Annotated in this window: 25 protein-coding genes; 10 read left to right on the forward strand and 15 right to left on the reverse strand. The window is 74.5% G+C overall.

Annotated elements, in window-relative coordinates:
* Positions 1-216 precede the first annotated feature (216 nt).
* Entirely contained in the window at positions 217-894 is a 678-nt protein-coding gene (locus ABZ621_RS27230; protein WP_360609000.1) for an aspartate/glutamate racemase family protein, read from the forward strand.
* 54 nt (positions 895-948) lie between these two features.
* Complete coding sequence (locus ABZ621_RS27235; RefSeq protein WP_360609002.1) at positions 949-2451, forward strand: chlorohydrolase family protein; 1503 nt, start codon at positions 949-951, stop codon at positions 2449-2451.
* Here the strand turns inward: ABZ621_RS27235 and ABZ621_RS27240 are convergent.
* The 7 genes from ABZ621_RS27240 to ABZ621_RS27270 form a co-directional block, all read right to left on the reverse strand.
* The gene (locus ABZ621_RS27240) at positions 2409-3371 is read right to left on the reverse strand and encodes a Gfo/Idh/MocA family oxidoreductase (RefSeq protein WP_360609004.1); all 963 of its coding nucleotides are present in this window, start codon (positions 3369-3371) and stop codon (positions 2409-2411) included. The two genes, ABZ621_RS27235 and ABZ621_RS27240, sit on opposite strands and share 43 nt — an antisense overlap.
* A 1-nt stretch (position 3372) precedes the next feature.
* Positions 3373-4677: a protocatechuate 4,5-dioxygenase subunit alpha gene (gene ligA / locus ABZ621_RS27245; protein WP_360609006.1), complete on the reverse strand. Its 1305-nt coding sequence runs from the start codon at positions 4675-4677 to the stop codon at positions 3373-3375.
* Between the two features lie 26 nt (positions 4678-4703).
* Positions 4704-5624, reverse strand: a complete 921-nt coding sequence (locus tag ABZ621_RS27250; protein ID WP_360609008.1) for an amidohydrolase family protein — start codon at positions 5622-5624, stop codon at positions 4704-4706.
* Positions 5625-5633: 9 nt separating this feature from the next.
* A complete protein-coding gene (ligK, locus tag ABZ621_RS27255; protein ID WP_360609010.1) occupies positions 5634-6323 on the reverse strand; it encodes a 4-carboxy-4-hydroxy-2-oxoadipate aldolase/oxaloacetate decarboxylase in 690 nt (229 codons plus the stop codon).
* Between the two features lie 17 nt (positions 6324-6340).
* On the reverse strand, positions 6341-7366 hold the full coding sequence (locus tag ABZ621_RS27260; RefSeq protein ID WP_360609012.1) for an amidohydrolase family protein: 1026 nt from the start codon (positions 7364-7366) through the stop codon (positions 6341-6343).
* A gap of 51 nt (positions 7367-7417) precedes the next feature.
* A complete protein-coding gene (locus tag ABZ621_RS27265; RefSeq protein WP_360609014.1) occupies positions 7418-8626 on the reverse strand; it encodes a 4-hydroxybenzoate 3-monooxygenase in 1209 nt (402 codons plus the stop codon).
* 114 nt (positions 8627-8740) lie between these two features.
* The gene (locus ABZ621_RS27270; RefSeq protein ID WP_360609016.1) at positions 8741-9508 is read right to left on the reverse strand and encodes an IclR family transcriptional regulator; all 768 of its coding nucleotides are present in this window, start codon (positions 9506-9508) and stop codon (positions 8741-8743) included.
* Between the two features lie 132 nt (positions 9509-9640).
* Between ABZ621_RS27270 and ABZ621_RS27275 the strand changes: the two genes are divergently transcribed.
* The gene (locus ABZ621_RS27275; protein ID WP_360609018.1) at positions 9641-10300 is read left to right on the forward strand and encodes a substrate-binding domain-containing protein; all 660 of its coding nucleotides are present in this window, start codon (positions 9641-9643) and stop codon (positions 10298-10300) included.
* Between the two features lie 26 nt (positions 10301-10326).
* Here the strand turns inward: ABZ621_RS27275 and ABZ621_RS27280 are convergent, their stop codons facing one another.
* On the reverse strand, positions 10327-11007 hold the full coding sequence (locus ABZ621_RS27280) for a beta-glucanase (RefSeq protein ID WP_360609020.1): 681 nt from the start codon (positions 11005-11007) through the stop codon (positions 10327-10329).
* 143 nt (positions 11008-11150) lie between these two features.
* Positions 11151-11528, reverse strand: coding sequence for a VOC family protein (locus ABZ621_RS27285; RefSeq protein WP_360609022.1), 378 nt, complete (start codon positions 11526-11528; stop codon positions 11151-11153).
* Positions 11529-11634: 106 nt separating this feature from the next.
* On the opposite strand from ABZ621_RS27285, the gene ABZ621_RS27290 reads away from it, so the two are divergent.
* Positions 11635-12270, forward strand: coding sequence for a hypothetical protein (locus ABZ621_RS27290; RefSeq protein WP_360609024.1), 636 nt, complete (start codon positions 11635-11637; stop codon positions 12268-12270).
* Here the strand turns inward: ABZ621_RS27290 and ABZ621_RS27295 are convergent.
* Complete coding sequence (locus ABZ621_RS27295; protein ID WP_360609026.1) at positions 12267-12752, reverse strand: hypothetical protein; 486 nt, start codon at positions 12750-12752, stop codon at positions 12267-12269. The genes ABZ621_RS27290 and ABZ621_RS27295 overlap by 4 nt on opposite strands.
* Positions 12753-12791: 39 nt before the next feature.
* On the opposite strand from ABZ621_RS27295, the gene ABZ621_RS27300 reads away from it, so the two are divergent.
* Entirely contained in the window at positions 12792-13742 is a 951-nt protein-coding gene (locus ABZ621_RS27300; RefSeq protein WP_360609028.1) for a YafY family protein, read from the forward strand.
* 5 nt (positions 13743-13747) lie between these two features.
* On the opposite strand, the gene ABZ621_RS27305 is transcribed toward ABZ621_RS27300, so the two are convergent.
* The 4 genes from ABZ621_RS27305 to lanL form a co-directional block, all read right to left on the reverse strand.
* Positions 13748-14605 carry an ABC transporter permease gene (locus ABZ621_RS27305; protein WP_360609030.1) on the reverse strand — a complete coding sequence of 286 codons (858 nt, stop codon included), beginning with the start codon at positions 14603-14605 and terminating at the stop codon, positions 13748-13750.
* The gene (locus ABZ621_RS27310; RefSeq protein WP_360609032.1) at positions 14602-15642 is read right to left on the reverse strand and encodes an ATP-binding cassette domain-containing protein; all 1041 of its coding nucleotides are present in this window, start codon (positions 15640-15642) and stop codon (positions 14602-14604) included. Before ABZ621_RS27310 ends, ABZ621_RS27305 begins: the two co-directional genes overlap by 4 nt.
* Positions 15643-15739: 97 nt before the next feature.
* Positions 15740-15895, reverse strand: coding sequence for a VenA family class IV lanthipeptide (locus ABZ621_RS27315; protein WP_359530790.1), 156 nt, complete (start codon positions 15893-15895; stop codon positions 15740-15742).
* Positions 15896-15972: 77 nt separating this feature from the next.
* Complete coding sequence (lanL, locus tag ABZ621_RS27320) at positions 15973-18666, reverse strand: class IV lanthionine synthetase LanL (RefSeq protein ID WP_360609035.1); 2694 nt, start codon at positions 18664-18666, stop codon at positions 15973-15975.
* A gap of 362 nt (positions 18667-19028) precedes the next feature.
* On the opposite strand from lanL, the gene ABZ621_RS27325 reads away from it, so the two are divergent.
* Positions 19029-19619 carry a dihydrofolate reductase family protein gene (locus ABZ621_RS27325; RefSeq protein WP_360609037.1) on the forward strand — a complete coding sequence of 197 codons (591 nt, stop codon included), beginning with the start codon at positions 19029-19031 and terminating at the stop codon, positions 19617-19619.
* A gap of 27 nt (positions 19620-19646) precedes the next feature.
* Here the strand turns inward: ABZ621_RS27325 and ABZ621_RS27330 are convergent, their stop codons facing one another.
* Complete coding sequence (locus ABZ621_RS27330; protein WP_360609039.1) at positions 19647-20264, reverse strand: LysE family translocator; 618 nt, start codon at positions 20262-20264, stop codon at positions 19647-19649.
* Positions 20265-20376: 112 nt separating this feature from the next.
* Between ABZ621_RS27330 and ABZ621_RS27335 the strand changes: the two genes are divergently transcribed.
* From ABZ621_RS27335 to ABZ621_RS27350, 4 genes are all read left to right on the forward strand, one after another.
* On the forward strand, positions 20377-20829 hold the full coding sequence (locus ABZ621_RS27335; protein WP_169092188.1) for an Lrp/AsnC family transcriptional regulator: 453 nt from the start codon (positions 20377-20379) through the stop codon (positions 20827-20829).
* 87 nt (positions 20830-20916) lie between these two features.
* A complete protein-coding gene (locus tag ABZ621_RS27340) occupies positions 20917-21588 on the forward strand; it encodes a HEAT repeat domain-containing protein (protein WP_360609041.1) in 672 nt (223 codons plus the stop codon).
* A gap of 3 nt (positions 21589-21591) precedes the next feature.
* On the forward strand, positions 21592-22596 hold the full coding sequence (locus ABZ621_RS27345; RefSeq protein WP_360609043.1) for a MerR family transcriptional regulator: 1005 nt from the start codon (positions 21592-21594) through the stop codon (positions 22594-22596).
* 149 nt (positions 22597-22745) lie between these two features.
* Positions 22746-23315: a heme-binding protein gene (locus tag ABZ621_RS27350; RefSeq protein WP_360609045.1), complete on the forward strand. Its 570-nt coding sequence runs from the start codon at positions 22746-22748 to the stop codon at positions 23313-23315.
* Positions 23316-23338 lie beyond the last annotated feature (23 nt).

A 23338-nucleotide genomic window follows, 5' to 3' on the forward strand; every position in this document is an offset into this window, starting at 1 on the left:
ACGGACACTCCTCCGACTCGGTGGGAGGCACGGTCGCCGTCCCGCTCTGCCTCCATCCTGGGTCCGGCACACGACCCGGACGGTCGACCCGGCGGGTACGCGATGACGGCGGACGGCTGAGGCGGGGGTCATCCGATCGGTGGATAAGCCCACCCGGTCCCCGGGCTCGGACACCGACGTGCCATAGTCCGTCCGCCGCCACCGAGAAGGAGACGCATGACCCTCGTCGCGCTCGTCAACCCCAACACCGACCGGGCCACGACCGCGATGATGGCCGCGATCGCGCGCCGCACCCTGCGCCCGGAGGACGGCTTCGACGTCCGCGGCGTCACCGTCGCCGCCGGCCCGCCGATGCTCGTCGACGAGGCGGCGCTGCGCGCCTCGGTCCGGCACGTCCTCGACGCGGCGGACGCCCTCCTCGCCGGCCCGGACGGCCCCGAGGCGGCGGCCCTCGTCGTCGGCGCCTTCGGCGACCCCGGCGTCGAGGAGCTCCGCGCCCGCACCGCCGTCCCCGTCATCGGCATCGCCGAGGCCGCCCTGCGCGAGGCCGGCGCGGACGGCCGCCGCTTCGGCATCGCCACCACCACCCCCGGCCTGGCCGCCGCGATCGACGCCCGCGTCGCCCGCCTCGGCCGGTCCGCCCGGTACACCGGCGTCCGTCTCACCCCCGGCGACCCGAACCGGCTGGCCGCGCGCCCCGACGAGATGACGGAGCGCCTCGCCGAAGCCGTGGCGGCGTGCGTGCGGGAGGACGGCGCCGAGGCCGTCGTCATCGGCGGCGGCCCCCTCGGCGAAGCCGCCGAAGCCCTCCGCGACCGCTTCCCTGTCCCGGTCATCGGCCCGATCCCCGCCGCGAGCCGCGAGGTCCTGCGCCTCCTGAAGCCCGCCCGCTGAGCGCCGCCGCCCGTTCCGTACCCTCGGACGACCCTCCGAACAAGGAAGCCCCGCATGCGCACCCTCGTCACCGCGAGCCACGTCATCGGCTACGACCCCGAGGCCGACGACCACGTTCTGATCCGCGACGGCCAGGTCGTCTACGAGGGGAACAGGATCGTGCACGTCGGCCACGGCCACGACCCCGCCGACTGCGACGTCGTCATCGACGCCGGACTCGCCCTGGTGGGCCCCGGCTTCGTGGACCTGGACGCCCTCGCGGACATCGACCACGCCCTCCTGGACACCTGGCACGCCGACGGCCGGGGACTCCAGTGGTCGCAGGAGTACGCGAACGGCGGCCCGGCGGCGGTCTTCGACGCCGACGACCGCGCCTTCCTCCGCGCGTACGCCCTCGGCCAGCTCCTCCGCAACGGCATCACGACCGCGATGCCCATCGCCGCCGAGACCCACTCCGACTGGGCCGAGACCTACGACGACCTGATGAGCGTCGCCGACAGCGCCGCCCGTCTGGGCCTGCGCATGTACCTGGGCCCGAGCTACCGCAGCGCCGTCCCCGTCGTCACCGCCGACGGGAACCGCACCCTCCACTGGCGCCCGGAGCGGGGAGAGGCCGGTCTGGCGGACGCGATCCGCTTCGTCCGCGACGTCGACGGCGCGCACGACGGCCTGATCCGCGGCGCGCTGCTGCCCTGTCGCATCGAGACCCTGACACCGGAGCTGATGCGCGCCACCGCGCGCGCCGCCGAGGACCTCGACTGCCTGGTACGCCTCCACTGCCTGCAGGGCACCGGTGAACTCCGCGAACTGGCGGACCGTCACCACACCACCCCGCTCGGCCTGTTGAAGGAGACGGGCCTGCTCGGCGGGCGGCTCCTCATCCCGCACGCGATCTACATCGGCGGCCACGGCGAGGTCGACACCCCGTACGCGGGCGAGCTCGACGACCTGGCCACGATCGCCGGCATCGTCCACTGCCCGCACACGATGGTCCGCTACGGAGCGGCCCTGGAGGACTTCGACCGCTACCGCGCCGCCGGAGTCACCATCGCCATGGGCACGGACTCCTTCCCGCCGGACATGATCCGCAACATGGACTACGGCACCAACCTCTCCAAGCTCACCACCGGCCGCCTGGAGGCGGGCTCCGCCGCCGACTACCACCGCGCCGCCACCCTCGGCGGGGCGAGGGCCCTGGGCCGCGACGACCTCGGCCGCCTCGCCCCGGGGGCCCTCGCCGACCTGGTCGTCGTCCGGCTCGACGGCCCGCGCACCGGCCCGGTCGACGACCCGGTCCGCACGATGCTCATGAACACCTCGGGCGCGGACGTCGACACCGTCGTCGTCGACGGCCGCACCGTCCTGCGCGGCGGCACCCTCCCCGGCGTCGACGAGACGGCCTGGAGGCTGCGCGCCCAGGGCCTCTTCGACCGCATGAAGGACGCCTACGCGGGCCGCGACTACCTCCACCGCACCACCGCCGAGCTCTTCCCCGGCTCCTTCCGCTCCGGGGATCAGCCGCCCAGCTGCTCCTCCAGCGCCGCCAGCGTGCGGTAGCAGGCAAGCACCTGCGCGACGGAGGAGTTCGGCTCGCGGCCCTCGCGGATCGCGGCGACGAACTCGCGGTCCTGGAGCTCGATGCCGTCCAGCGACACGTCGACCCCGCTCACGTCGATCGGCTCGTCCCTGCCGGTGAAGAGGTCGTCGTACCGGGCGAGGTAGGTTCCGGTGTCGCCGATGTAGCGGAAGAAGGTGCCCAGCGGGCCGTCGTTGTTGAACGACAGCGACAGGGTGCAGATGGCGCCGTTCTCCGCCCGCAGCTGGATCGACATGTCCATCGCGATGCCGAGCTCGGGGTGGATCGGCCCCTGCACGGCGTTCGCCCGCACGATCGGCGAGCCGGTCTGGTACGCGAACAGGTCGACCGTGTGCGCCGCGTGGTGCCACAGGAGGTGGTCGGTCCAGGAGCGCGGCTGCCCCAGCGCGTTGAGGTTCGTCCGGCGGAAGAAGTACGTCTGCACGTCCATCTGCTGGAGGTGGAACCCGCCCGCGTCGATGCGCCGCTTCACCCACTGGTGGCTGGGGTTGAAGCGCCGGGTGTGGCCCGCCATGGCGACGAGCCCGGTGCGCTCCTGCGCCGCCACGACCCGCTCGGCGTCGCCGAGGGAGTCGGCGAGCGGGATCTCGACCTGCACGTGCTTGCCCGCCTCCAGGCAGGCGAGGGTCTGCGCGGCGTGCAGCTGGGTGGGGGTGGCGAGGACGACGGCGTCGACGTCGTCCATGGCGAGCACCTCGTCGAGGGAGCCGGCGGCGCGTCCCACGCCCTGCTCGGCGGCGAACTTCCGGGCGCGTTCGAGGCTGCTGCTCACGACGGCGGCCACCTCGACGCCCTCGATCCGCTGCAGCGCGGCCGCGTGCTTGGCGCCGAAGGCGCCGCCGCCGGCCAGGGCGATCCGCAGGGTCCGGTCGTCAGTCATGTCACTCCTTCTCGGCGGGCTCTTCGGCCCGGGGGCGGTTGTCCAGGATCAGGTGGCCGACGGCGGTGTTGGACGCCGGCACATGGTAGAAGCGGTGCTCGACCGCGACCTCTCCCGAGCCGTCGACGTCGCTCAGCGCGCCGCGCGCGATCAGCCACATGACCAGCTCGATGCCCTCGGAGCCGGCCTCCTCGACGTACTCCAGGTGCGGCACCCCGGCCAGGCCGGCCGGGTCCTCGACCAGCCGGTCGAGGAAGGCGTTGTCCCAGGTCCGGTTGATGAGGCCGGCGCGCGGTCCCTGGAGCTGGTGGCTCATGCCGCCGGTGCCCCACACCTGCACCTTGAGGGGGCGGTCGTACGACTCGATCGCCTTCCGCAGCGCCTGGCCGAGCCGGAAGCAGCGGGCGCCGGAGGGCACCGGGTACTGCACCACGTTGACGTGGAACGGGATGACCTTGCACGGCCACTTCTCCACCTCGCCGAACATCAGCGACAGCGGCACCGTCAGCCCGTGGTCGACGGCCATCTCGTGGGCGAGGGTGAGGTCGAAGTCGTCGCGGATGAGGGAGTGCGCGAGGTGCGCCGCCAGGTCGGGGTCGCCCTCGACGGCGGGCACGGGCCGGGGGCCGTACCCCTCGTCGGCGACGGGGTAGGAGGCGCCGGTGCCGAGCACGAAGGTCGGGACGAGCGACTGGTCGAAGGCGCTGGCGTGGTCGTTGTAGACGAGGACGACGACGTCGGGCACGTTCTCCCGCAGCCAGGCCCTGGAGTGCTCGTACCCCTCGAACACCGGCCGCCAGTAGGGTTCTTCGGTCTTCCCGTGGTCCATCGCCGCGCCGATCGCGGGGACGTGCGAGGTGAAGACGGCGCCGGTGACCCTCGCGTGCTCGGCGGGGGCGGCGGGGGCGTGGGCCGCTTCGAGGACCGCGTGGTCGATGCGGTTGCCCTCCACGGAGCGGCCGCCGCCGGCCATCATGGCCCGGTACTCCTCCTCGGTCATCCCGGTCATCGAGCCGGCCATCTGCTGGAACGAGAAGCCCAGCGTGGCGCCCCACTTGGCGAGGAAGTAGATGTTGCCGCCCTCGCGCATGGCGGCGTTGAGGTCGCGGTCGAGCAGCGCCCGCTTCTGTTCCTCGCGCAGCGGCCAGGCGTCCAGGTAGGCGCGCTCGTCGGCGAGGTACGCGGCGCGGTTCTCGGCCGTCATCAGCGACATGCAGAACTGGTTGAGGTGGTATCCCTTGGCCGACTGCTCGGCGTCGAAGATCGTCGTCCCCGGAACCAGCTTGTAGGTCTTGTCCAGCGGCATGGCCGGAACTCCAATCGTGGTGCGGGTCAGTCGGCCTCGGGCCAGTACAGGCGCGTCGGGTTGTCGACGAGGAGCTTGTGCCGGAGTTCCGGCGTCGGCGCGATGTGCGGGACGAAGTCGACGAGCAGCCCGTCGTCTGGCATGTGGTCGGTGAGGTTGGGGTGCGGCCAGTCGGTGCCCCACAGCACCCGGTCGGGGAACTCCTCGACCACGCGCCGGGCGAAGGGGACGACGTCCCGGTAGGCGGCCCGCTCCCCGTCGAGCGCCGGCGGACCGCTCACCGTCAGCCGCTCCGGGCACGTCACCTTGCACCAGATGTCGGTGCGGGCCCGCAGGAGGTTCAGGAAGGCCTCGAAGTCCGGCCCGTCCGGGTCCTTCGCGGTGTCGGGACGGCCCATGTGGTCGACGACGAGCGGCACGGGTATCGACAGGAGGAAGTCCCGCAGGTCGGGCAGGTCGGCCGCCTCGAAGTAGACGACGACGTGCCAGCCGTACGGCGCGATCCTCTCGACGGTGTCCAGGAGGTCCTGCCGGGGCGACGCGTCCACCAGCCGTTTCACGAAGTTGAACCGCACCCCGCGCACACCGGCCTCGTGCAGCTCCCGCACCTCGGCGTCGGTGATGTCGGGCCGCAGCGTCGCCACGCCCCTGGCCAGCCCGCCGGAGGCCCGCAGCGCGTCGACCATGGCGGAGTTGTCGGCGCCGTGACAGGTGGCCTGCACGACGACGTTGCGGGTGAATCCCAGGTGGTCGCGGAGCGCGAAGAGCTGCTCCTTGGACGCGTCGCAGGGCGTGTACTTGCGCTCGGGCGCGTACGGGAACTCCTCGCCCGGCCCGAAGACGTGGCAGTGCGCGTCGACGGCGCCCTCGGGGAGGCGGAGTCCGGGGCGGCTCGGGCCGGCGTACCAGTCCAGCCAGCCGGGGGTCTTCTCGAAGTCCGTGGTCATGGCGGGTCCTCAGTCCTCGTAGCGCAGTCCGAGCCCGGCCAGCGGGCCGCGCATCCCGTACAGGTCCAGGCCGAGCTTCCCCGCGCGGAACTGCGCGCGCTTGCCCTCCTCGTTCGCCTCGCGGGCGGCCGACGCGGCGGCCACCTCGGCGGCCCGCTCGCGCGGCACGACGACGACGCCGTCGGCGTCCGCGACGACCACGTCACCGGGCCGGACGAGGGCGTTGCCGCAGACCACCGGCACGTTGACCGAGCCGAGGGTGGCCTTGACCGTGCCCTTGGCGTTGACGGCCCGGGAGAAGACCGGGAAGTCCATCCCCTCCAGGTCGGCGACGTCCCGCACGCCGCCGTCGATGACGAGGCCGCGGCAGCCGCGGGCGCGGAAGGAGGTGGCGAGCAGCTCGCCGAAGAAGCCGTCCTCGCTCTCCGTCGTGCAGGCCGCGACGACGACGTCGCCGTCCCGGATCTGCTCGGCCGCGACGTGCAGCATCCAGTTGTCGCCGGGCTGGAGGAGCACGGTCACGGCCGTCCCGCACATCCGGGCCTTCGGATAGACCGGGCGCAGGTAGGGGCGCATCAGCCCGACCCGGCCCATGGCCTCGTGGACGGTGGCGACGCCGTACTTCGACAGCGCGGCGACGGCCTCGGGGTCGGCCCGGTCGATCGTCGTGCGCACGACGCCGATCTCGGTGTGTTCCATGGGTGCTTCTCCTGGGGTCAGCGGCCGGCCGCGGCGAGGCGGGCGGCGAGTCGGGGGTAGACGCGCAGGGCGTTGCCGGAGTACACGGCGGCGCGTTCGGCGTCCGACAGGTGCGGGGTGGCGTCGACGTACCGCTTCGTGTCGTCGAAGTGGTGGCCGGTGCGCGGGTCGACGTCGCGGACCGCGCCGATCATCTCGCTGGCGAAGAGGACGGACCGGCCGGGGATCACCCGCGTGAGCAGGTCGACGCCGGGCTGGTGGTAGACGCAGGTGTCGAAGAAGACGTTGTCGAGCAGCGCCTCCGGATCCGGCCGGCCCAGGGCCATCGCGAGGCCGCGGAACCTGCCCCAGTGGTAAGGGACGGCGCCGCCGCCGTGCGGGATCACGAACCGCAGCGTGGGGAAGTCGGCGAACAGGTCGCCCTGCACCAGCTGCATGAAGGCGGTGGTGTCGGCGTTCAGATAGTGCGCGCCGGTGGTGTGGAAGGCCGGGTTGCAGGAGGTGCTGACGTGGATCATCGCCGGGATGTCGTACGCGACCATCGCCTCGTACAGCGGGTACCAGCTGCGGTCGGTCAGCGGCGGAGCCGTCCACCGCCCGCCCGACGGGTCGGGGTTGAGGTTCACCGTGACGGCGCCCAACTCCTCGACCGCCCGGGTCAGTTCGGGCAGACAGGTCGCCGGGTCGACGCCGGGGGACTGCGGCAGCATCGCGCCCGTCGCGAAGCGGTCGGGGTACAGGTCGCAGACGCGGCGCACCAGGTCGTTGCAGATCCGCGCCCACGCCGAGGAGACGGCGAAGTCGCCGATGTGGTGGGCCATGAAACTGGCGCGCGGCGAGAAGATGGTGAGGTCGCTGCCGCGCTCGTCCATCAGGCGCAGCTGGTTGCCCTCGATCGCGGCGCGCAGCTCGTCGTCGGTGATGACCAGCTCGGCGGGGTCCGGGACGGGGCCGCGGCCCTCGGCGGCGGCGATCTGCCGGTCGCGCCACGCGGCGAGTTGCGGAGGGGCGGTGGTGAAGTGGCCGTGACAGTCGATGATCATGGGAAGGCCTCGGGGTCGTCCGGTGCGGTGGTCGGCGGTGCTCGGCGGTGGTCAGTGGTCGCGGGTGGGCCAGCCGGTGTACTGCTCGGCCAGATACGTCCGTCCGGCGCGCGTCCCCACCACGTTCTCCAGCTCGCCGAGCCGGCGCCGCAGGTCGAACCCGGAGGCGCCGGGCGGGGTGTGCAGCATCCGGGTCATCCAGTACGAGAAGTTCTGCGCCCGCCACACCCGTCGGAGCGCGCGCGGCTGGTACGTGTCCAGGGCCGCCTCGCCCTCGCCGCCGAGGGCCCGCGTCAGCACGTCGGCGAGCACCTTCACGTCGTGCAGCGCCAGGTTGAGCCCGCGGGCCCCGGTCGGCGGCACCGTGTGCGCGGCGTCGCCGGCCAGCAGCAGCGAGCCCCAGCGCATCGGCTCCTGCACGAAGGAACGGAACCGCAGCACCGTCTTCTCGGTGATCGGCCCCTCCTTCAGCCGGAAGCCGTCCTCGCCGGCCACCCGCGCCTGGAGCGTCTCCCAGATCCGGTCGTCGGACCAGGCGTCGGGCGCGTCGTCGGGGGAGCACTGGAAGTACATGCGCTGGACGGCCTCCGTGCGCTGGCTGACCAGCGCGAAACCGTGCTCCGAGTGCGCGTACACCAGCTCGGGCGCGCTCATCGGCGCCTCGGCGAGGATCCCGAACCAGGCGAAGGGGTACTCCTTGCCGTACCGCACCCGCCGGTCCTCCGGCACCAGGTCGCGGCACATGCTCCGCGAGCCGTCGGCGCCGACGACGTACCGCGCCCGGATCTCGTGCCGGGTCCCGTCCGGCGCCGTGTAGCGCACCCGCGGGGCGTCGGTGGTGACGTCGAGGACCTCGGTGTCGCGGACCCCGAAGCGGACCGTGCCGCCGTCGCGCTCGCGGGCGTCCGCCAGGTCGACGAAGACGTCGGTCTGCGGGTACAGCCACACGGACGCGCCGACGAGCTCCCGGAAGTCGATCCGGTACGAGCGCCCCGCCGACCGCAGTTCGACGCCCTCGTGCTCGTACCCGTCCCGCAGGATCCGGTCCGACACCCCCGAGTCGACCAGGTCCCGGGCCACGTCGGCCTCCAGGATCCCGGCCCGCTGCGTCGTCTCGATCGCGTGACGCGTACGGGTGTCGACGGCGACCGCCTCGATCCCGGCGCGGCCGAGGAGGTGCGTCAGCATGAGGCCCGCGGGCCCCGCACCGACCACCGCGACCGGGACCGAGACGACGGAGTCGACGGGGGCGTCGGCCATGGCATCTCCCAAGCAGCTGTGAGCGATCCGAACGGTTCGGAACGGCCCGAACGCTGCCAGCCCGGCCCGCCCCCGGTCTGCGGCGTTTCCGTCAGGCGGAAGCCGGTCCCGAACTCACTCCGTCGTCCGCGTCCGCCTGCCGAGTTCGTCGGAGATCCCGTACGCGGCCCGCAGCAGCGGCTCGCGCAGCTGGTGCGCCCGGTCCGCGCCCTGCGCCGTGACCACGATCCCGAGGGCCGCGCTCACCGGCCCCGACCGCCCGATCCGCACCGGCGCGGCCACCGCCACCGTGCTCTCCGACAACTGCCGGTCGCTGACGAAGACCTGCTCCCGGCGGATCCGGTCCAACTGCGCCCGCAGCGTCTTCGGATCGGTGACGGTGTGCGGGGTCCACGCCCGCTGCGGCGCGCCCAGGACCTCCTCCTGGAGGTCCCTCGGGGCGTGCGCGAGGAGCACCCGCCCCATGCCCGTCGCCCCCACCGGGAACCGGGTCCCGACCCCGGTGAGCAGCTCCACCGACCGGTGCCCGGCGATCCGCTCCACGAACACCAGCTCGGTGCCCTCCCGCACCGCGAGCTGCACGTTCTCGTGCGTCGCCTCGTACAGGTCCTGCATGAACGGCAGCGCCACATCGCGCAGGATCTGCGTCCGGGGACAGCCCGAGGCGATCTCCCAGAGCCGCAGCCCCACGTGCCACGCCCCGTCCTCGCCCCGCTCCAGGGCTCCCCACGCGGCCAGCTCGCTCACCACCCGGTGCGCGGTGCTCAGGGCCAGGCCGGTCCGCTGGGCGATCTCGGATAGTGTCTGCGCCGGGTGCTCACGGTCGAAGACCGCGAGGACCTCCAGCACCTTGCCTGCCGCCGTGCTCCGGGTCGTGCTCACGCCGCCAGTCTCGCAGACCCGCCCGAGCCGCCGGCCGCGCTCCTCGCTTGACCCCCTCCCCCTCCCCATCCCGATCCCGACGCGACGACGTGAGGCCTCGACATGCACCGAGAACTCGTAGGACTGTCCTCGATGGCGACCCGCCCGATCCTCGCGGAGCTCTGCGCGCACCTCCGCCTGGCCGACGGGACGCGGATACGCTTCGAGTCCGCCGGCGGCGTGGAGATCGCCCGCCGGGTGCGCGAGGGTGCCGAGGCGGACCTCCTCGTCCTCGCCGCCGACGCGGTGACCGCACTGGAGCGGGCCGGACACGTGGTGCCGGGAACGGCCCGCCCCCTGTGGGTCTCCCAGGTCGTCGCCGCCGTGCCGGCGGACGCCCCGGCCCCCGCCCTCGACACGGTCGACGACCTCCGCGCCGCCCTCACCTCGGCGACCGCCGTCGCCTACTCCACCGGCCCCAGCGGCACGGCCCTGCTGGACCTGCTCCGCCGCCTCGCCCTGGCCGACACGCTCGCCGACCGCCTGGTCCAGGCCCCGCCCGGCGTCCCCGCCGGCAGCCTCCTCGCCTCCGGCCGGGCCGATCTTGCCTTCCAGCAGCACAGCGAACTGATGGACCTCGCCGGCGTCGCCGTCCTCGGCCCCCTGCCCGGCGACACGGCCATCACCTCGCTCTTCGGCGCCGCCGTCCTCGCCACCACCACCGCCCCGGCCCGCGCCCGCGAGGCCCTGGCCCTCCTGACCGGCGACGAGGCGACGCGGCGCGCGGCGGCCCGGGGAATGACCAGGGCCTGACGGGCGGGCCCGGGAGACCGCTCGCCTCACCGGCGGCTCCGGAGGACCCGGAGTTCCGCCACCTCGAAGGACATCTCGGTCGTCCCGGGATCGGGCGCGGGGTGGTATCGGCCCGCGCAGACGGAGAGGTTGACGATCAGACAGGCGTGCCAGGAGCGCCCGACGCCCCGGCCGTCGGCGAAGACCTCGGTGCCGTTCACCCACCACACCACGGACCGGGCCCCGAACTCGGTCCGCAGCTCCACCCACTCCCCGGGCCGGACGTCGGGCGAACGGTGGTAGTGATGGGTACCCCGCACCCGGTTGGAGAGCTCCAGCAGATCGGGGTTGTCCGGGTGGTACTCGAAGACGTCGACCTCCTGCCCGCCGTCGCGCCAGGTCCAGATCGCCGGCCAGGCCCCCGTCTCCGAAGGCAGCCGCACCCGGGCCTCCAGCACGTCCCCCGCCCGGACCTCGAACCCCTCCTCGCTGCCCTCCGTCGTCAGCAGCCCGCTGTCCCACAGGCCGTCGGGCCGCCGGGTCGCCCGGAAGACCCCCGAGCGGCAGTAGGCGGGATCGTCCACGAGGTGGTCGAGCTTGTTGTCGAGCGGGTTGACCGGCCCGCCGTCCGGATAGGCCCAGGAACGCCCGGCGACCCACTGCGAGGGCGAGCCGAAGTCGGCGGCGAGGATGGGCTCGTCGGGCGACGGGGGATACGGCACGGACATGGCGGCTCCTCGTGGGGTGAATCGGCCGACAACGGACACCGGCATGGCTCCCCGCTCCCGCGCCCCCCATGCGGAATCACGGCTTCCTGTCCGGAACTCGTCACGGCCCGCCGGCCCCGCGCACGCCCCGGGGACCGGCGCGCTCAGTCCCGCACGAGGCAGAACGGATGCCCCGCCGGATCCGCGTACACCCGCCAACTCCGCTTCCCGTCACCGCCGTCGAGGAGCGTCGCCCCCAGCGCGAGGACCTCCGCCCCGGCCCGCTCCAGGTCCGCCACGCCCAGGTCGAGGTGGACCTGCTGGGGGTGGACGGGATCCGGCCAGCGAGGCGGCCGGTACGGGTCCACCCGCTGGAACGCCAGCACGAGCCCGCCGTCGCCGTGCAGCGTCGCCCAGGCGTCGTCGAGCGACCACCGGGGATCGGGCCGGTTGACCTCGCCCCCGAGCAACGAGGCGTAGAAGCGGGCGAGTTCCCTGACGTCAGGGCAGTCCAGTACGACGCATTGCAGCTTTCCGATCATGCGGAGCAGACTAGGGGACCGCCGCGGTCGCGGCGGCCTGACCGGGGGTGGGGGAATGGTACGAGGGTGGAGAGCCGGCGCTCTTCTGGCATGCGCGGTGCTGGCCGTGACGTCCTGCGTGGGGGCGGAGGGACCGCCGCGGACGCCGAAGGCGGCGGCGGGCGGAACGGCGTCGCCGAGCCCCACGCCGTCCGCCACCGCCACCGCCACCGCCACTTCCACCGGGAGTGTGGAGGACGCCGTCGCCGTGGCGGGCGAGGCGGTGCGGGCCGCCGCCGCCGGACGCAACGCGCCCGGTTCCCAGGGACTGCTGGTCGCCGCCGAGTCGACCGGCGGGGCGCTCTTCGTCTGGGAGACCGCGGACGGGCGGTTCTGCCACGGTGCCTCCGGCGGGATGACCATGGTGGCCTGCGTCTCGGCTCCCCACAGGCCCCCGGTGGGGGAGAAGCCCCGGCTCGTCCGCCTGGTCGCCATGATGGCCGTCGGCTGGAACGTGGTCTTCGGCGCCGAGCACGAGACCGTCGAGTCCGTGACCTGCGACGGCGTACCGGTCCCCGTGAAGGACGTCGGCGTCATGGCGGACGGCCGTCGTCGGGTCCACGCCCTCGCCTTCCCCGACCTGACGGTCGGAACGGTCGACGTACGGGTGCGCAGGGGCTCGCGCGTCGTCACCGAGTCCCTCACGCTGATGACCCCCGGGAAGGGGGACACGGCGCAGGTCGCGTCCTGCGGAAAGCCCTAGTCGGTCGTGCCCGACCGGAGCGCGTCCGCGAGGTAGGCGGGGAGGTCCGGGGCGTCGGGGGCGAGGACGTGGCGGATCCAGGCGGCGCGTTCGTGGGCGAGCGGCGCCAGCTCCCAGACGCAGCCGATCCACGAGCGGTCCCGGTCCGTGCCCGTGAGGGGGACGAAGTGCGTGGGGTCCGTGTCGGGGCAGTCGAGCGCCGGCTGGCCCGCCGCCGCGCCCGCGAAGTGGAGGACGTTGTCCCACGCCCAGCTGTAGACGTTCAGGTACGCCCCGGTGTCGCCGCCCCGGTGGAGGACGGCGAAGCCCGCCGCCGGGGTGCCGTCCGGCTCCGGCAGGAGCTCGGGGAGCAGGGCGTAGGCCGCCTTCTCCACCTCCGGTTCGATGCCGGCCGGGTCGGCCGTGACGTGGTAGCGCTTGACGTGCCGGCCGCCGATCTCGACGGCCTCCAGGGCGATGAGATGCTTCTCCGTGTAAGCCATGGCTGGACTGTAGGAGGACTTCACTGACACCTTGTGTCAGTGAAGTCGAGCCGAATGCTGACGATCCTGCTGCTCCTGGAGACCCGCGGCCGGATGACCGCCACCGAGCTCGCCGAGGAGCTGGAGGTCTCCGTCCGCACCGTCTACCGGGACGTCGAGGCGCTGCACACCGCGGGCGTGCCGCTGTACGGCGACGCCGGGCACCGCGGCGGCTACCGGCTGCTCGCCGGCCACCGCTCCCGCCTCACCGGCCTGTACGCGCGCGAGGCCGAGGCGCTCGTGCTCGCCGGGCTGCCCGGCGCGGCCGAGGAACTCGGCCTCGGCGCCCACTTCGCCGACGCCCAGCTGAAACTGCGCGCCGCGCTGCCCGCCCCGCTGCGCGAGCACGTCGACCGGCTGCGCGCCCGCTTCCACATCGACGCGCCCGGCTGGTACGCCGAGGACGACGACACCCGCTTCCTGCCGCAGGTCGCCGAGGCGGTCCGCGCCGGGCGGGTGCTCGCCGTCCGCTACCGGCGCTGGAAGGAGCCGACCGACGTCGACCGGCGCCTCGCACCGTACGGCCTGGTGCTGAAGGCGGGCCGCTGGTACCTCGTCGCCGGGCCGGGACCGCGGACGTACCGGGTCGACCGGATCCTCGGCCTGACCGTCACCGACGAGGAGGCGGACGTCCCCGCGGGCTTCGACCTCGCCGCGCACTGGCGGGCCTGCCAGGAGGACTTCCACGCCCGCCTTCACCAGGGGGAGGCCGTCGTCCGGATCTCCCCGCGCGGAGCCGCCCGCCTCACCGGCGCCGCCGCCCGCGCCCTCGCCGAGAACGGCGTCCCCGAACCCGACGGCTGGACCCGCGCCACCCTCCCCGTCGAGACCCCCGACCACGCCCACGCCACCCTCCTCGCCCTCGGCACGGACGTCGAGGTCCTCGCCCCGCCCGCCCTCCGCGACCGCATCGCGGCCACGGCCCGCGCCCTGGCGGACCGGTACGGCTGACCCGGCTACTCCGGGCGGCCGAAGCGGCGGGCCGCCCAGAGGAGGGCCGTCACGCCCACCGCCAGGAGGAGGCCCGCTTCGAGGAGGAGGGGCGGCTGGTGGCCCGCCCAGGCGAGGCCGTCGGCCGCCGCCTGGTCCGGCGCCCGGAGGGCGATCGACCGGCGCAGCACGTCCACGCCGTACGCGAGGGGGTTCGCGGCCGCCAGGGCCTGCGCCCAGCCGGGCAGGGACGTCAGGGGGAAGAAGCCGCCGGAGAGGAAGAGGAGCGGCATCATCACCAGGCCGAGCAGCGTGTGGAAGGTCTCGGGAGCGCGCAGGCCCACGGCCAGCGCCAGGGACAGCGCGGTGATGGCGAACGACGCGAGGACCATGCCGCCGAGCAGCAGCGCGAGCAGCACCGGGTCGTACGGGAGCCCCACCGCGCCCGCCAGGAGGAGGAGGACCGCGCCCTGGACCGTCGCCACCAGCGTGCCGCCGGCGCAGCTGCCGAGGAGGAGGGTGGCGCGGCCCACGGGGGCCATGAGCAGTTCGCGCAGGTATCCGCTCTGCCGGTCGGTGATCAGCCGGATCCCGACCATGATCGCCGGAGTCTGCACGGTCATCATCAGCATCCCCGGGAAGAGGTACGTCCGGTAGCCGACGCCGAGGGCGGCGGCGGGGATCAGCGCCGCCAGGCCGCCGCCCAGGATGAAGAGGTACAGGACCGGGTGGAGCAGCATCAGCGCGGTGGGGACCCGCTGGCAGGCGAGGCGGAGCAGATCGCGGTGGACCAGGGCGTGCACCGCGCGCAGTTCGTGCCGGAGCCCGGTGCCGGGCCGGGCGGCCGTGGCTGTGCCGGTGTCCTGGCCGGCGAGGGCCGTCATCGGCCGTCCCCTTCCCCCGGGGTCATGCTGCGGCCGGTGTGGTGGAAGAAGACGTCGTCGAGGGTGGGCGGGGTGGCGGAGGCGGCGTGGACGGCGATGCCGTGGGAGCCGAGCGCCGCGCACAGGCGGGGGATCCAGGTGCTGCCGTCGGGCACGCGCAGCCAGAGGCCGTCCCCGTCGACCGTGACGGGCCGGCCGGGCGGCGCGAGCGCGGCGACGACCCGCCGCGCGCCCGCGTCGTCGCTCGTGCGCAGCGCCACCCGGTCGTCCCCGATCGCGGCCTTCACCTCGTACGGCGTCCCCTGCGCCACCAGCCGGCCCCGGTCGACGATGGCGAGACGGTCGCAGTGCTCCGCCTCGTCCAGATAGTGGGTGGTGACGAAGAGCGTGCTGCCGTGCCGGTCGCGCAGCGTCCGCAGGTGGTCCCGGACGAGGACGCGGGCGTGCGGGTCGAGGCCCGTGGTCGGCTCGTCGAGGAACAGCACCCCGGGCGAGTGCAGCAGCTGGCGGGCGAGCTCCAGACGCCGCCGCATGCCGCCCGACAGGGTGCGGACGGGCGCGCGGCGCCGGTCGGACAGGCCGGCGACGTCGAGCGCCTCGGCCGTGCGGCGGCGGGCCTCGCCGCGGCGGAGCCCGTACAGGCGCGCGTGGACGCGGAGGTTCTGCTCTGCCGTCAGGTCGGTGTCGAGGGCGCTGTGCTGGAAGAGCAGCCCGACCCTGCTCCGCACCAGGTCGGGCTCGGTGAGCACGTCGGCGCCCGCCACCGTCGCGCACCCGGAGGTGGGGCGGGTGAGGGCGCAGAGCATCGCGATGGTCGTGGACTTCCCGGCGCCGTTGGGGCCGAGGAAGGCGAACGTCTCTCCCTGGCGCACGTCCAGATCGAGCCCGCGGACCGCGTGCGTGGAGGTGCCGTCCGGTCCCCGGAAGCTCTTGACCAGACCGCGCGTGCGGATGGCGGAGGGGACGGGTGAGGCCGACGGTACGGGACGCGCGGCGGCGGTGCGGGGGGAGTCGTGGTCACCGGGGTGCAGCGGCATGGTCGGTCCTCGTCGGTGGGGCCGGGCGGGCGGTCCGGGGCCTCGCCCCGGCCGGTGGCTGCCCCGGGACAGCCACCGGCCGGGGGAGGCGTTGCGGCTACGCGCAGCTCACACCGATACAGACGGTGTTGAGGAGCGTGAGCAGGCCGACGCACTCGCACGTGGCGGCGAAGGGCGCGCCGTCGACGCCGACCGGGTCGGTCTCCGGGAGGGCGTGCAGCCGGGCGAGGAGGTCGAGGTCCTTGTTCTCCATGGTCTTCTCCTTCTTCGTGGTGTGTCGTGTCGTTCGCTGCGCTGTTCCTCGGCGTGCGGCGGCGGGCCCGCCGCCGCTCATACCGGCGGCTGGACCATCCAGTGCCGGGGCTGTGTGTGGCGCACCCGCAGGAGGAACGCCAGGATTCCGACGGAGCCGTCGCTCCAGCCCGTCGAGACCTCCCCGTACTCGTTGGGGAAGACGACGTGGCCGCCGCGTACGGACCGTTCGGCGACGAGGAGGCGGGCCAGGTCGCCGGCCCGCGCGCGGTGGACCGGGTCGCCGGTGGCGTCGGCCAGGTCGAGGAGGAAGTCGCCGTTGCCCGCCAGGCCGTGGCACTGGGTGAGCGCGGCGCGGGAGGCCCGCTCGACGACGGCCCGGCCGGCGGCGCGGGCGAGGTCGCCGTACCGGTCGTCACCGGTCGCGCGCCACAGCCGGACCAGGAACGACCCGATTCCGGCCGAGCCGTGGCACCAGTACGGAGCCGTCGGCACGTCCCCCGTCTGGGACGGCCACTGGGCCGCGCCGCCCACGTCCACGGCGTGCGCCACCAGGTGCTCGCCCGCCGCCACGGCCAGCTCCCGGTGGTCCGGGCGGCCGGTGACGGACGCGGCGGCGAGGAGGAAGCAGCCGATGCCCGACGAGCCGTGGGCGAAGCCGAGGTAGCGCTTGCCCGCCTCCTGGGCGACGGCCTCCGCCGGTACCGGCCAGCTCACCCCCGATCCCTCGCGCCGGGCCGCGCCGGCCAGCCGGTCGGCCGCCTCGCCGACCAGCGCGGCGAGACGCGGATCGCCGGTGCGCCGCCACAGGTGCGCGCGCGCCATGCCGCTGCCGGCCGTGCCGTGGGTGATGTCGTGGCTGGGTGTCGGCCGCTGCGGGGCCGATGCCAGGGCCAGGGCGTGGTCGACGAGCTCCCGGTCCTCGACGGCCCGTCCGGCCTCGTACAACGCCCAGGCGGTGCCGCCGGTGCCGAAGTGCAGCCCCGGGCGGGCGGACCGGGGGTCGCTGCGGTCGGCGATCCAGCGTCCCGCCGCGGCGAGCGGTCCGGGCAGCCGGGGGTCGCCGGTCAGCTCGAAGTACCGGGTGAGCACCGCGAGGACACCGGCCGCGCCCTGCTGCACCGTGCACGGGTCGGTCTCCCCGGCGAGGGTCGAGACGGGCCACAGCCTCCGGTCGTCGTCGGGCGTCATCGTGTCGACGAGGTGCCGCACGATCCCGTCGACGGCGCTCCCGATCACGTCGTCGTCGGCGCGGGCGGTGGCCGGGGCGGACCCGGCCGGGGACGGCCGCGAGGGGCGCGCCGCCGGCCCGCCGGCGGTCCGCCCGAGGGCCTCGCGGGCCCTGGCCGGATCCCAGCGCGCGGCCGGATCGTCGCGCATGAGCCCGAGGATCGACTCCCGCATCCCGTCAGGGAGTCGTACGGAGACGAGGCAGGCGTCCAGCCACTCGGCGAGCCGCTCCTCCGCCGGCCGGCCCTGCGGCTCCTCGGCCAGCAGGTTCGGCACCTTGCCCGCGAGCACGAAGCACACGGTCGCGCCGAGGCTGTAGTAGTCGGCCGTCGGGGAGACGGGCGCGTCGAGCAGGCGCTCGGGGGCGCTGAAGCCGGGCGTGCCCACCCGGGTCGGGAGCGCGGCGTCGTCCGCGAGGACGGCCAGTTCCAGGTCGATCAGGCGCAGGTCGCCGTCCGGGCGGACCATCACGTTGCCGGGCGTGAAGTCGCGCAGCACACAGCCGTGTGCGTGGGCGGCGGCCACCAGGTCGACGAGCCGGGCGACCTGGGCCGTCGCCTCGGCCCCGTACCGCTCGCCGCCGGCGTCGCGGAAGCGCTCGGCGACCCAGGTCCGCAGCGGGACGCCCGGCACCTCCTCCTGCGCGAGGAACAGGTGCCCGGCGTGCTCGAACAGCGCCAGCGGCTCCGGCGCGAGCCCCGAACCCCGCAGCTTCTCCAGCGTCCGCGCCTCGGCGCGCAGCCAGTCCCGGACGTCGCTGCCGGAGGCGTCGGCCTCCACGTGCGGGCGGGTCTCCTTGATGACGACGGCCGCGCCGGTGCGGACGTCGCTGCCCCGGTACACGCCGCCCTTGTTGGTGTGCCGGATCGCCTCCCGCACCGCGAACCGGCCGCCGACCACCACGGGGCGCGGCGCGGCGGGAGCCGGGGCGGGGGAGGGGACGTGGGCCGGGGCGGGGAAGGGGCTCACGGCCCACTCCGGGGGCGTGTACCGCCCGGTGCGCCGGTCCTCCACCGGATTGCCGTCGGGGTCCTCGAAGTACCAGACCAGCAGGCCGTCGTCCGAGAGCCGCCGCCGGCCGACGAAGGCGCCGTACCGGTAGTGGACCAGACTGTCGGCGGCGTACTGCTGGTCGGAGAGGATCCGGGGGCCGGCGAGCCCCGCCGTCGCGCGGTGCAACTCCGCGGCGATGCGGGCCGCGTCGGCGTCCGAACGCGGGTACACCGTCAGGAACTTCCCGGAGCTGCCGCGCGGTGTGGCACGCGAGTTGAGCGCGCCGACCCGCTCAAGGGAGCGGGCGAACTTGAAGCCCGACGCGTCCGGCAGCAGCACCTCCAGGGACTTCAGGAGGACGGCGGGCGCGGAGGCGGCCGTCGCCGACACGTGCAGCTTCCAGCCCTGCGGGCGCTGCTCCCCGTCGAGGGGCGTCACCCGGCACCACATGTCGTCGGACCCGGTCGTCCAGCGCTCGCCCGTGTCCGTGGCGAGCAGGGCTCGGTGGAGGAGGTCTTCGAGTAAGGCTTCGGTGGCGTGGCTCGTCATGCCCATCCCTCTCGACGGCGAGAACCGCTGGCGGGAACGTGCCCGGCGCACGTGTCGGACCCACATACCCGGCGCCGGATTCACCGGTTCCGCCGAGCGCGCGGCGAAGTTGTCCCACCATGAGGTGCGACCGGCGCGGAAGGGCGCACAGCGGCTCACCAGGGGGTTTCATACGATCCTGACCAGGCCTTCGGGGCCCGCGAGCCGGGTGCCGGACGTGCCGGGGAGGGGTCCGCGGACATGCCCCGGGAAAATCTCCCGCGAAAGTGCCGCACCGGATGTAGAGACCGCCTTCGCGGCTCCGACCCAAGGGCGACGGTGTCGCAGGGGCACCGGCGTCCACGCGAGGATCGGTCGACATCATGGGCAAGCTCATCCACTTCGTGCACCAGTCCCTCGACGGCTACATCGAGGGCCCGAACGGCGAGTTCGACTGGCCGGCGATGGGACCCGAACTCTCCGCCCACTCGCGGGAACTGACCCCGGAGGGCACGGTCTTCCTCTACGGCCGCAAGGTGTGGGACCTGATGTCCGGCTTCTGGCCGCAGGCCGAGCGGTACTCGCAGGACCCGCACGACCTGGCCTTCGCGCCGCTCTGGCGCAGGGCACCCAAGATCGTCGTCTCCCGCACCCTGAGCGAAGGTGCCCTGGGCGAGGGCTCCGCGGGCGAGGCCGGGCTCGACGCCCGCGTCATCTCCGAGAACGTGGCGGAGGAGCTGACCGCCCTGAAGGAGGCCGGCCACGACCTGGTCCTCTTCGGAGGCTCGGAACTCGCCGCCCACCTCACCGAGCACGGCGTGATCGACGAGTACCACGTCGTCGTCCACCCGGTCCTCCTCGGCGGCGGACGCCCCGCCTTCCACCCGGCCCAGGCCCGCACCCCGCTCGCCCTCGCCGGGACGCGCACCTTCGACGCGCGCGCCGTCCTCCTCGTCCACACCCGCACGGCATGACGGAGGACGGCGAGGGGCACGGCCCCGTCAGCCCGCCAGGTGCTCGGCCAGCAGCAGGGCGCCGATGGCGATCATCATGACGCCGGAGACCCGCGTCACCGCGCGCGCGGCGGTGGGCCGGCCGCGCAGCACCGTGCGGGCGAGGACGCCGACGCCGAGGTAGACGACGGCGCAGGCGGTCATGTGGAGGGAGCCGAGGAGACCGGTCTGCGCGGCCACCGGCCAGCCCGTCGCCGGGTCGATGAACTGGGGGAAGAGCGAGAAGTACAGCAGCAGCGCCTTCGGGTTGAGGCCGCTGATCCCCATGCCCCGCAGCGCGAGCTGGGCCCGGGACGCCCCCGCGGCCTCGTCGGAGGCCGTCAGGACGGCCGGCTGCCGGAGCACGCCGATGCCCAGCCAGACGAGGTAGCAGGCGCCGGCCAGGGTCAGCGCGGTGAGGACGGCCGGTGAGCTCGCGACGAGGACGACCAGGCCCGCGACGGCGAGCAGGGTGTATCCCGCGTAGCCGGCGACGAGCCCGGCGACGGCGGGCACGACCGACCGTCCGCGCAGTCCGGCCGAGATCGCGTACGCCCAGTCCGCGCCCGGCGTGAGGACCAGCAGCAGGTCCACGGCCAGGAAGGCCGCCAGCGTCGTCGTGTCCAATGGTTCGAGCCCTCTCACGTGCCGTATGACGTGAGGAAGGCTAGGCGGGATATGCCCGAAAGTGTTCCCTTCTTTACCCCGCTGAGAAGAGATGCGGGGGAGAATCTTCTCCATGGATGCCATGGACCGGAAGATTCTTGCCGAGCTGCAGCAGGACGGCCGTCTGACCGTCACCGAGCTCGCCGCCCGCGTGCGGCTCAGCGTCTCGCCCTGCCACCGCCGGCTGCGCGACCTCGAACGCGCCGGAGCGATCCGCGGCTACCGCGCCGTGGTGGATCCGGCAGCCGTCGGCCTGAACTTCGAGGCGCTCGTCTTCGCCACCCTCCGCTGGGAGGACCCCGACACCGTCACCGCCTTCGAGGAGGCCGTCGCGGCCGTCCCCCACGTCCTCCAGGCCCAGCGCCTCTTCGGCGAGCCCGACTACCTCCTGCGCGTCGCCACCGCCGACCTCCCCGCCTTCCAGGAGCTCTACGACCAGCGGCTCGCCCGCCTCCCCGGCGTCCAGCGCCTGACCTCCACCCTCGTCATGAAGCACGTCGTCGACGACCGCCCCCTGCCCCAGTGACCGGCCCCCGGACCGGAAGGGGCCGGTGGCGCGCTTGACCTTGACACGGTGACAAGCCTTTGACTGCCGGGCGAGGAGGTGGTCCCCATGACCACGACGTACCAGGACCCGGAGGTACGCCGCGCGCTCCGGGCGCTCGCGGACGACCGTCCGTCGGTGCGGCTCAAGGCCGCCCTGGCGGTCGGCACCACGCCTGACGCGCGATTCGTCGACGCGCTCGTCGAGCGGTGCGCCGTCGAGCCCGAGTTCTTCGTCCGCGACATGCTGACCTGGGCCCTGACCCGGCACCCCGAGTCCCTGACGCTGCCCCGCGTGCTCGGCGAGCTCGGCTCGGAGCGGGCCAGGGCACGCAGCCAGGCCCTGCACACCCTGTCCAAGATCGGCGACCGTCGGGCCTGGCCGGCGATCACCCGCGCGCACCTCGCCGACCCCGACGACGAGGTCGCCAGGGCCGCCTGGCGGACGGCCGTCCTGCTCGTCCCGGACGGCGAGGAGCCCGCCCTCGCCGCCGTGCTCGCCACCCAGCTGGGACGCGGCGGGCAGGAGACGCAGCTCAGCCTGAGCCGGGCCCTGATCGGGCTCGGCGACGTGATCCTGCCGGTCCTGGACACCGCGGCGGCCGCCCCCGACCCGCAGGCGCGCGCCCACGCCCTCGCCACCCGGCGGATCCTGCGCGACCCCGACACCGGGTTCGCGTACGCGATCGAGGAGGCGAAGCGGGTCGTGGCGCTCGACGGGGCCCCGGGGGAGGGACACTAGGGCGTGTTGATCGGTGAGGTGGCGCGTCGCTCCGGCGTCAGCGCCCGCATGCTCAGGCATTACGAGAAGCTCGGCCTGGTGCGGCCCTCGGACCGCACCGGCTCCGGCTACCGGGAGTACCGCGACGAGGACATCCGGCGGATCTTCCACATCGAGAGCCTCCGCTCGCTGGGGCTGTCGCTGCGGGAGATCGGCCGCGCCCTCGACGACCCCGGCTTCACGCCCGGGCGGCTCGTCGGCGACCTCATCGAGCAGACCCGTGCCCGCATCGCGGCCGAGACCGAACTGCTCACCCGGCTGCGCCGCATCGACGCCACCGAACCCGCGGGCTGGGACGACGCCCTGCGGGTCGTGGCGCTGCTCCAGGCCCTCGGCTCGGCGAGCAAGGACACCCGCCAGCGCGCCGCGCTCGCCGCCGCCGACGGTGTCCCCGTACCGGTGGAGGCGCTCGTCGAGGCCGCCCTGGGCGAGACGGAGACCAACGTCGCGGGCGCCCTGCGCTGGGCGCTCGCCCGCTCCGGCGACGGTGGGCCCGCGCTCCTGGCCAAGGGCCTGGACGCGCCCGAGGCGGCGGTACGCGAACGGGCCGTCCGCGCGCTCGCCGGGCTCCCCGGCGAGGAGACGACCGCCCTGCTCCGCGCCGCCCTCGCCCACCCCGACCCGGTGGTCGGAGGCCAGGCGGCCCTCGCGCTCGGCAACCGGGGCGACGCCGACGCGATCCCCACGCTCGTCGAGATGGTCGTCGACGGCCGCAACGACACCGACGCGGCCGACGCGCTCGCCGCCCTGGCCACCGACGACACCACGGGCGACGCGCTCGCGGCCGGACTCCTCGCCCGGCTCGCCGACGCCGCCACCGGGCCCGCCGCCCGGGGCCGGCTCACCCAGGCCCTCGCCGACATCCCCGGCCCCGCCGCCGGCCGCGCCCTCGCCGGTCTCACACGCGACGTGGACCCCGCGGTCGCGCTGACCGCGGCGTACCTGCTCCGCCTCCGCGACAGCCGCTGACCCGCCGCGCCCGACCGCCCGGCGGGGGCTTCGGCCGTCCGGCCCAGCGGGCCGTGTCGGTGCCCGGCGCGCGGCCCCGGCGACGCTGCAATGCCGCTACGAAGGCGGCCCGCGCCCCGCCGGCCGCCGCGAACGAGCCGGGAGAGTCCGTGAAGAGATCCACGCCGGGTGTACGCGCCGCGGCCTGCGGCACCCTGATGGCGATCGGCCTGGGCCTCGGCTTGGCCGTCCCCGCGCAGGCGGCGGGCGACGCCCCCTGCCGGTCGGCGGCGTGCGCCGCGCCGGCGACGAACGACGGCGTCGCACCCCAGAACGTGGTCACGACCGCGCACCTGACGGAACGGGCCGCCGAGAAGGCCGCGCGCGCCGCGCTCGCGGCGGCGACCGCCGCCGGGCAGCGGGTCAGCGTCGCCGTCCTCGACCGCGGCGGGAACGCGATCGTCGTGCTGCGCGGCGACGGCGCCGGACCCCACACGTACGAGTCCGCGCAGCGCAAGGCGTACACGGCGGCGTCGTTCAACGCCCCGACGTCGGTGCTCGTCGGCCGCCTCGAACAGAACCCGACGCTCGCCGACATCCCCGGCACCCTCTTCCTCGCCGGCGGCCTGCCCATCCGGTACCAGGGCTCCCCGATCGCCGGCATCGGCGTCGCCGGCGCGCCCAGCGGACTCCTCGACGAGGAGTTCGCCCAGGCGGGAATCGACGCCCTCGGCCACTGACCACCACGGGGGCGGCACACGGT

Source organism: Streptomyces sp. NPDC007863 (assembly GCF_040633895.1).
In the GTDB taxonomy this organism is placed as follows: Bacteria; Actinomycetota; Actinomycetes; order Streptomycetales; family Streptomycetaceae; genus Streptomyces.

Excerpts from the sequence above, each read along its gene's own strand:
- ABZ621_RS27230 (WP_360609000.1), top strand. The coding sequence starts at position 217 with ATGACCCTCGTCGCGCTCGTCAACCCCAACACCGACCGGGCCACGACC.
- ABZ621_RS27235 (WP_360609002.1), top strand. The coding sequence starts at position 949 with ATGCGCACCCTCGTCACCGCGAGCCACGTCATCGGCTACGACCCCGAG.
- ABZ621_RS27240 (WP_360609004.1), bottom strand. The coding sequence starts at position 3,371 with ATGACTGACGACCGGACCCTGCGGATCGCCCTGGCCGGCGGCGGCGCC.
- ligA (WP_360609006.1), bottom strand. The coding sequence starts at position 4,677 with ATGCCGCTGGACAAGACCTACAAGCTGGTTCCGGGGACGACGATCTTC.
- ABZ621_RS27250 (WP_360609008.1), bottom strand. The coding sequence starts at position 5,624 with ATGACCACGGACTTCGAGAAGACCCCCGGCTGGCTGGACTGGTACGCC.
- ligK (WP_360609010.1), bottom strand. The coding sequence starts at position 6,323 with ATGGAACACACCGAGATCGGCGTCGTGCGCACGACGATCGACCGGGCC.
- ABZ621_RS27260 (WP_360609012.1), bottom strand. The coding sequence starts at position 7,366 with ATGATCATCGACTGTCACGGCCACTTCACCACCGCCCCTCCGCAACTC.
- ABZ621_RS27265 (WP_360609014.1), bottom strand. The coding sequence starts at position 8,626 with ATGGCCGACGCCCCCGTCGACTCCGTCGTCTCGGTCCCGGTCGCGGTG.
- ABZ621_RS27275 (WP_360609018.1), top strand. The coding sequence starts at position 9,641 with ATGGCGACCCGCCCGATCCTCGCGGAGCTCTGCGCGCACCTCCGCCTG.
- ABZ621_RS27280 (WP_360609020.1), bottom strand. The coding sequence starts at position 11,007 with ATGTCCGTGCCGTATCCCCCGTCGCCCGACGAGCCCATCCTCGCCGCC.
- ABZ621_RS27285 (WP_360609022.1), bottom strand. The coding sequence starts at position 11,528 with ATGATCGGAAAGCTGCAATGCGTCGTACTGGACTGCCCTGACGTCAGG.
- ABZ621_RS27295 (WP_360609026.1), bottom strand. The coding sequence starts at position 12,752 with ATGGCTTACACGGAGAAGCATCTCATCGCCCTGGAGGCCGTCGAGATC.
- ABZ621_RS27305 (WP_360609030.1), bottom strand. The coding sequence starts at position 14,605 with ATGACGGCCCTCGCCGGCCAGGACACCGGCACAGCCACGGCCGCCCGG.
- ABZ621_RS27310 (WP_360609032.1), bottom strand. The coding sequence starts at position 15,642 with ATGCCGCTGCACCCCGGTGACCACGACTCCCCCCGCACCGCCGCCGCG.
- ABZ621_RS27315 (WP_359530790.1), bottom strand. The coding sequence starts at position 15,895 with ATGGAGAACAAGGACCTCGACCTCCTCGCCCGGCTGCACGCCCTCCCG.
- lanL (WP_360609035.1), bottom strand. The coding sequence starts at position 18,666 with ATGACGAGCCACGCCACCGAAGCCTTACTCGAAGACCTCCTCCACCGA.
- ABZ621_RS27325 (WP_360609037.1), top strand. The coding sequence starts at position 19,029 with ATGGGCAAGCTCATCCACTTCGTGCACCAGTCCCTCGACGGCTACATC.
- ABZ621_RS27335 (WP_169092188.1), top strand. The coding sequence starts at position 20,377 with ATGGATGCCATGGACCGGAAGATTCTTGCCGAGCTGCAGCAGGACGGC.
- ABZ621_RS27340 (WP_360609041.1), top strand. The coding sequence starts at position 20,917 with ATGACCACGACGTACCAGGACCCGGAGGTACGCCGCGCGCTCCGGGCG.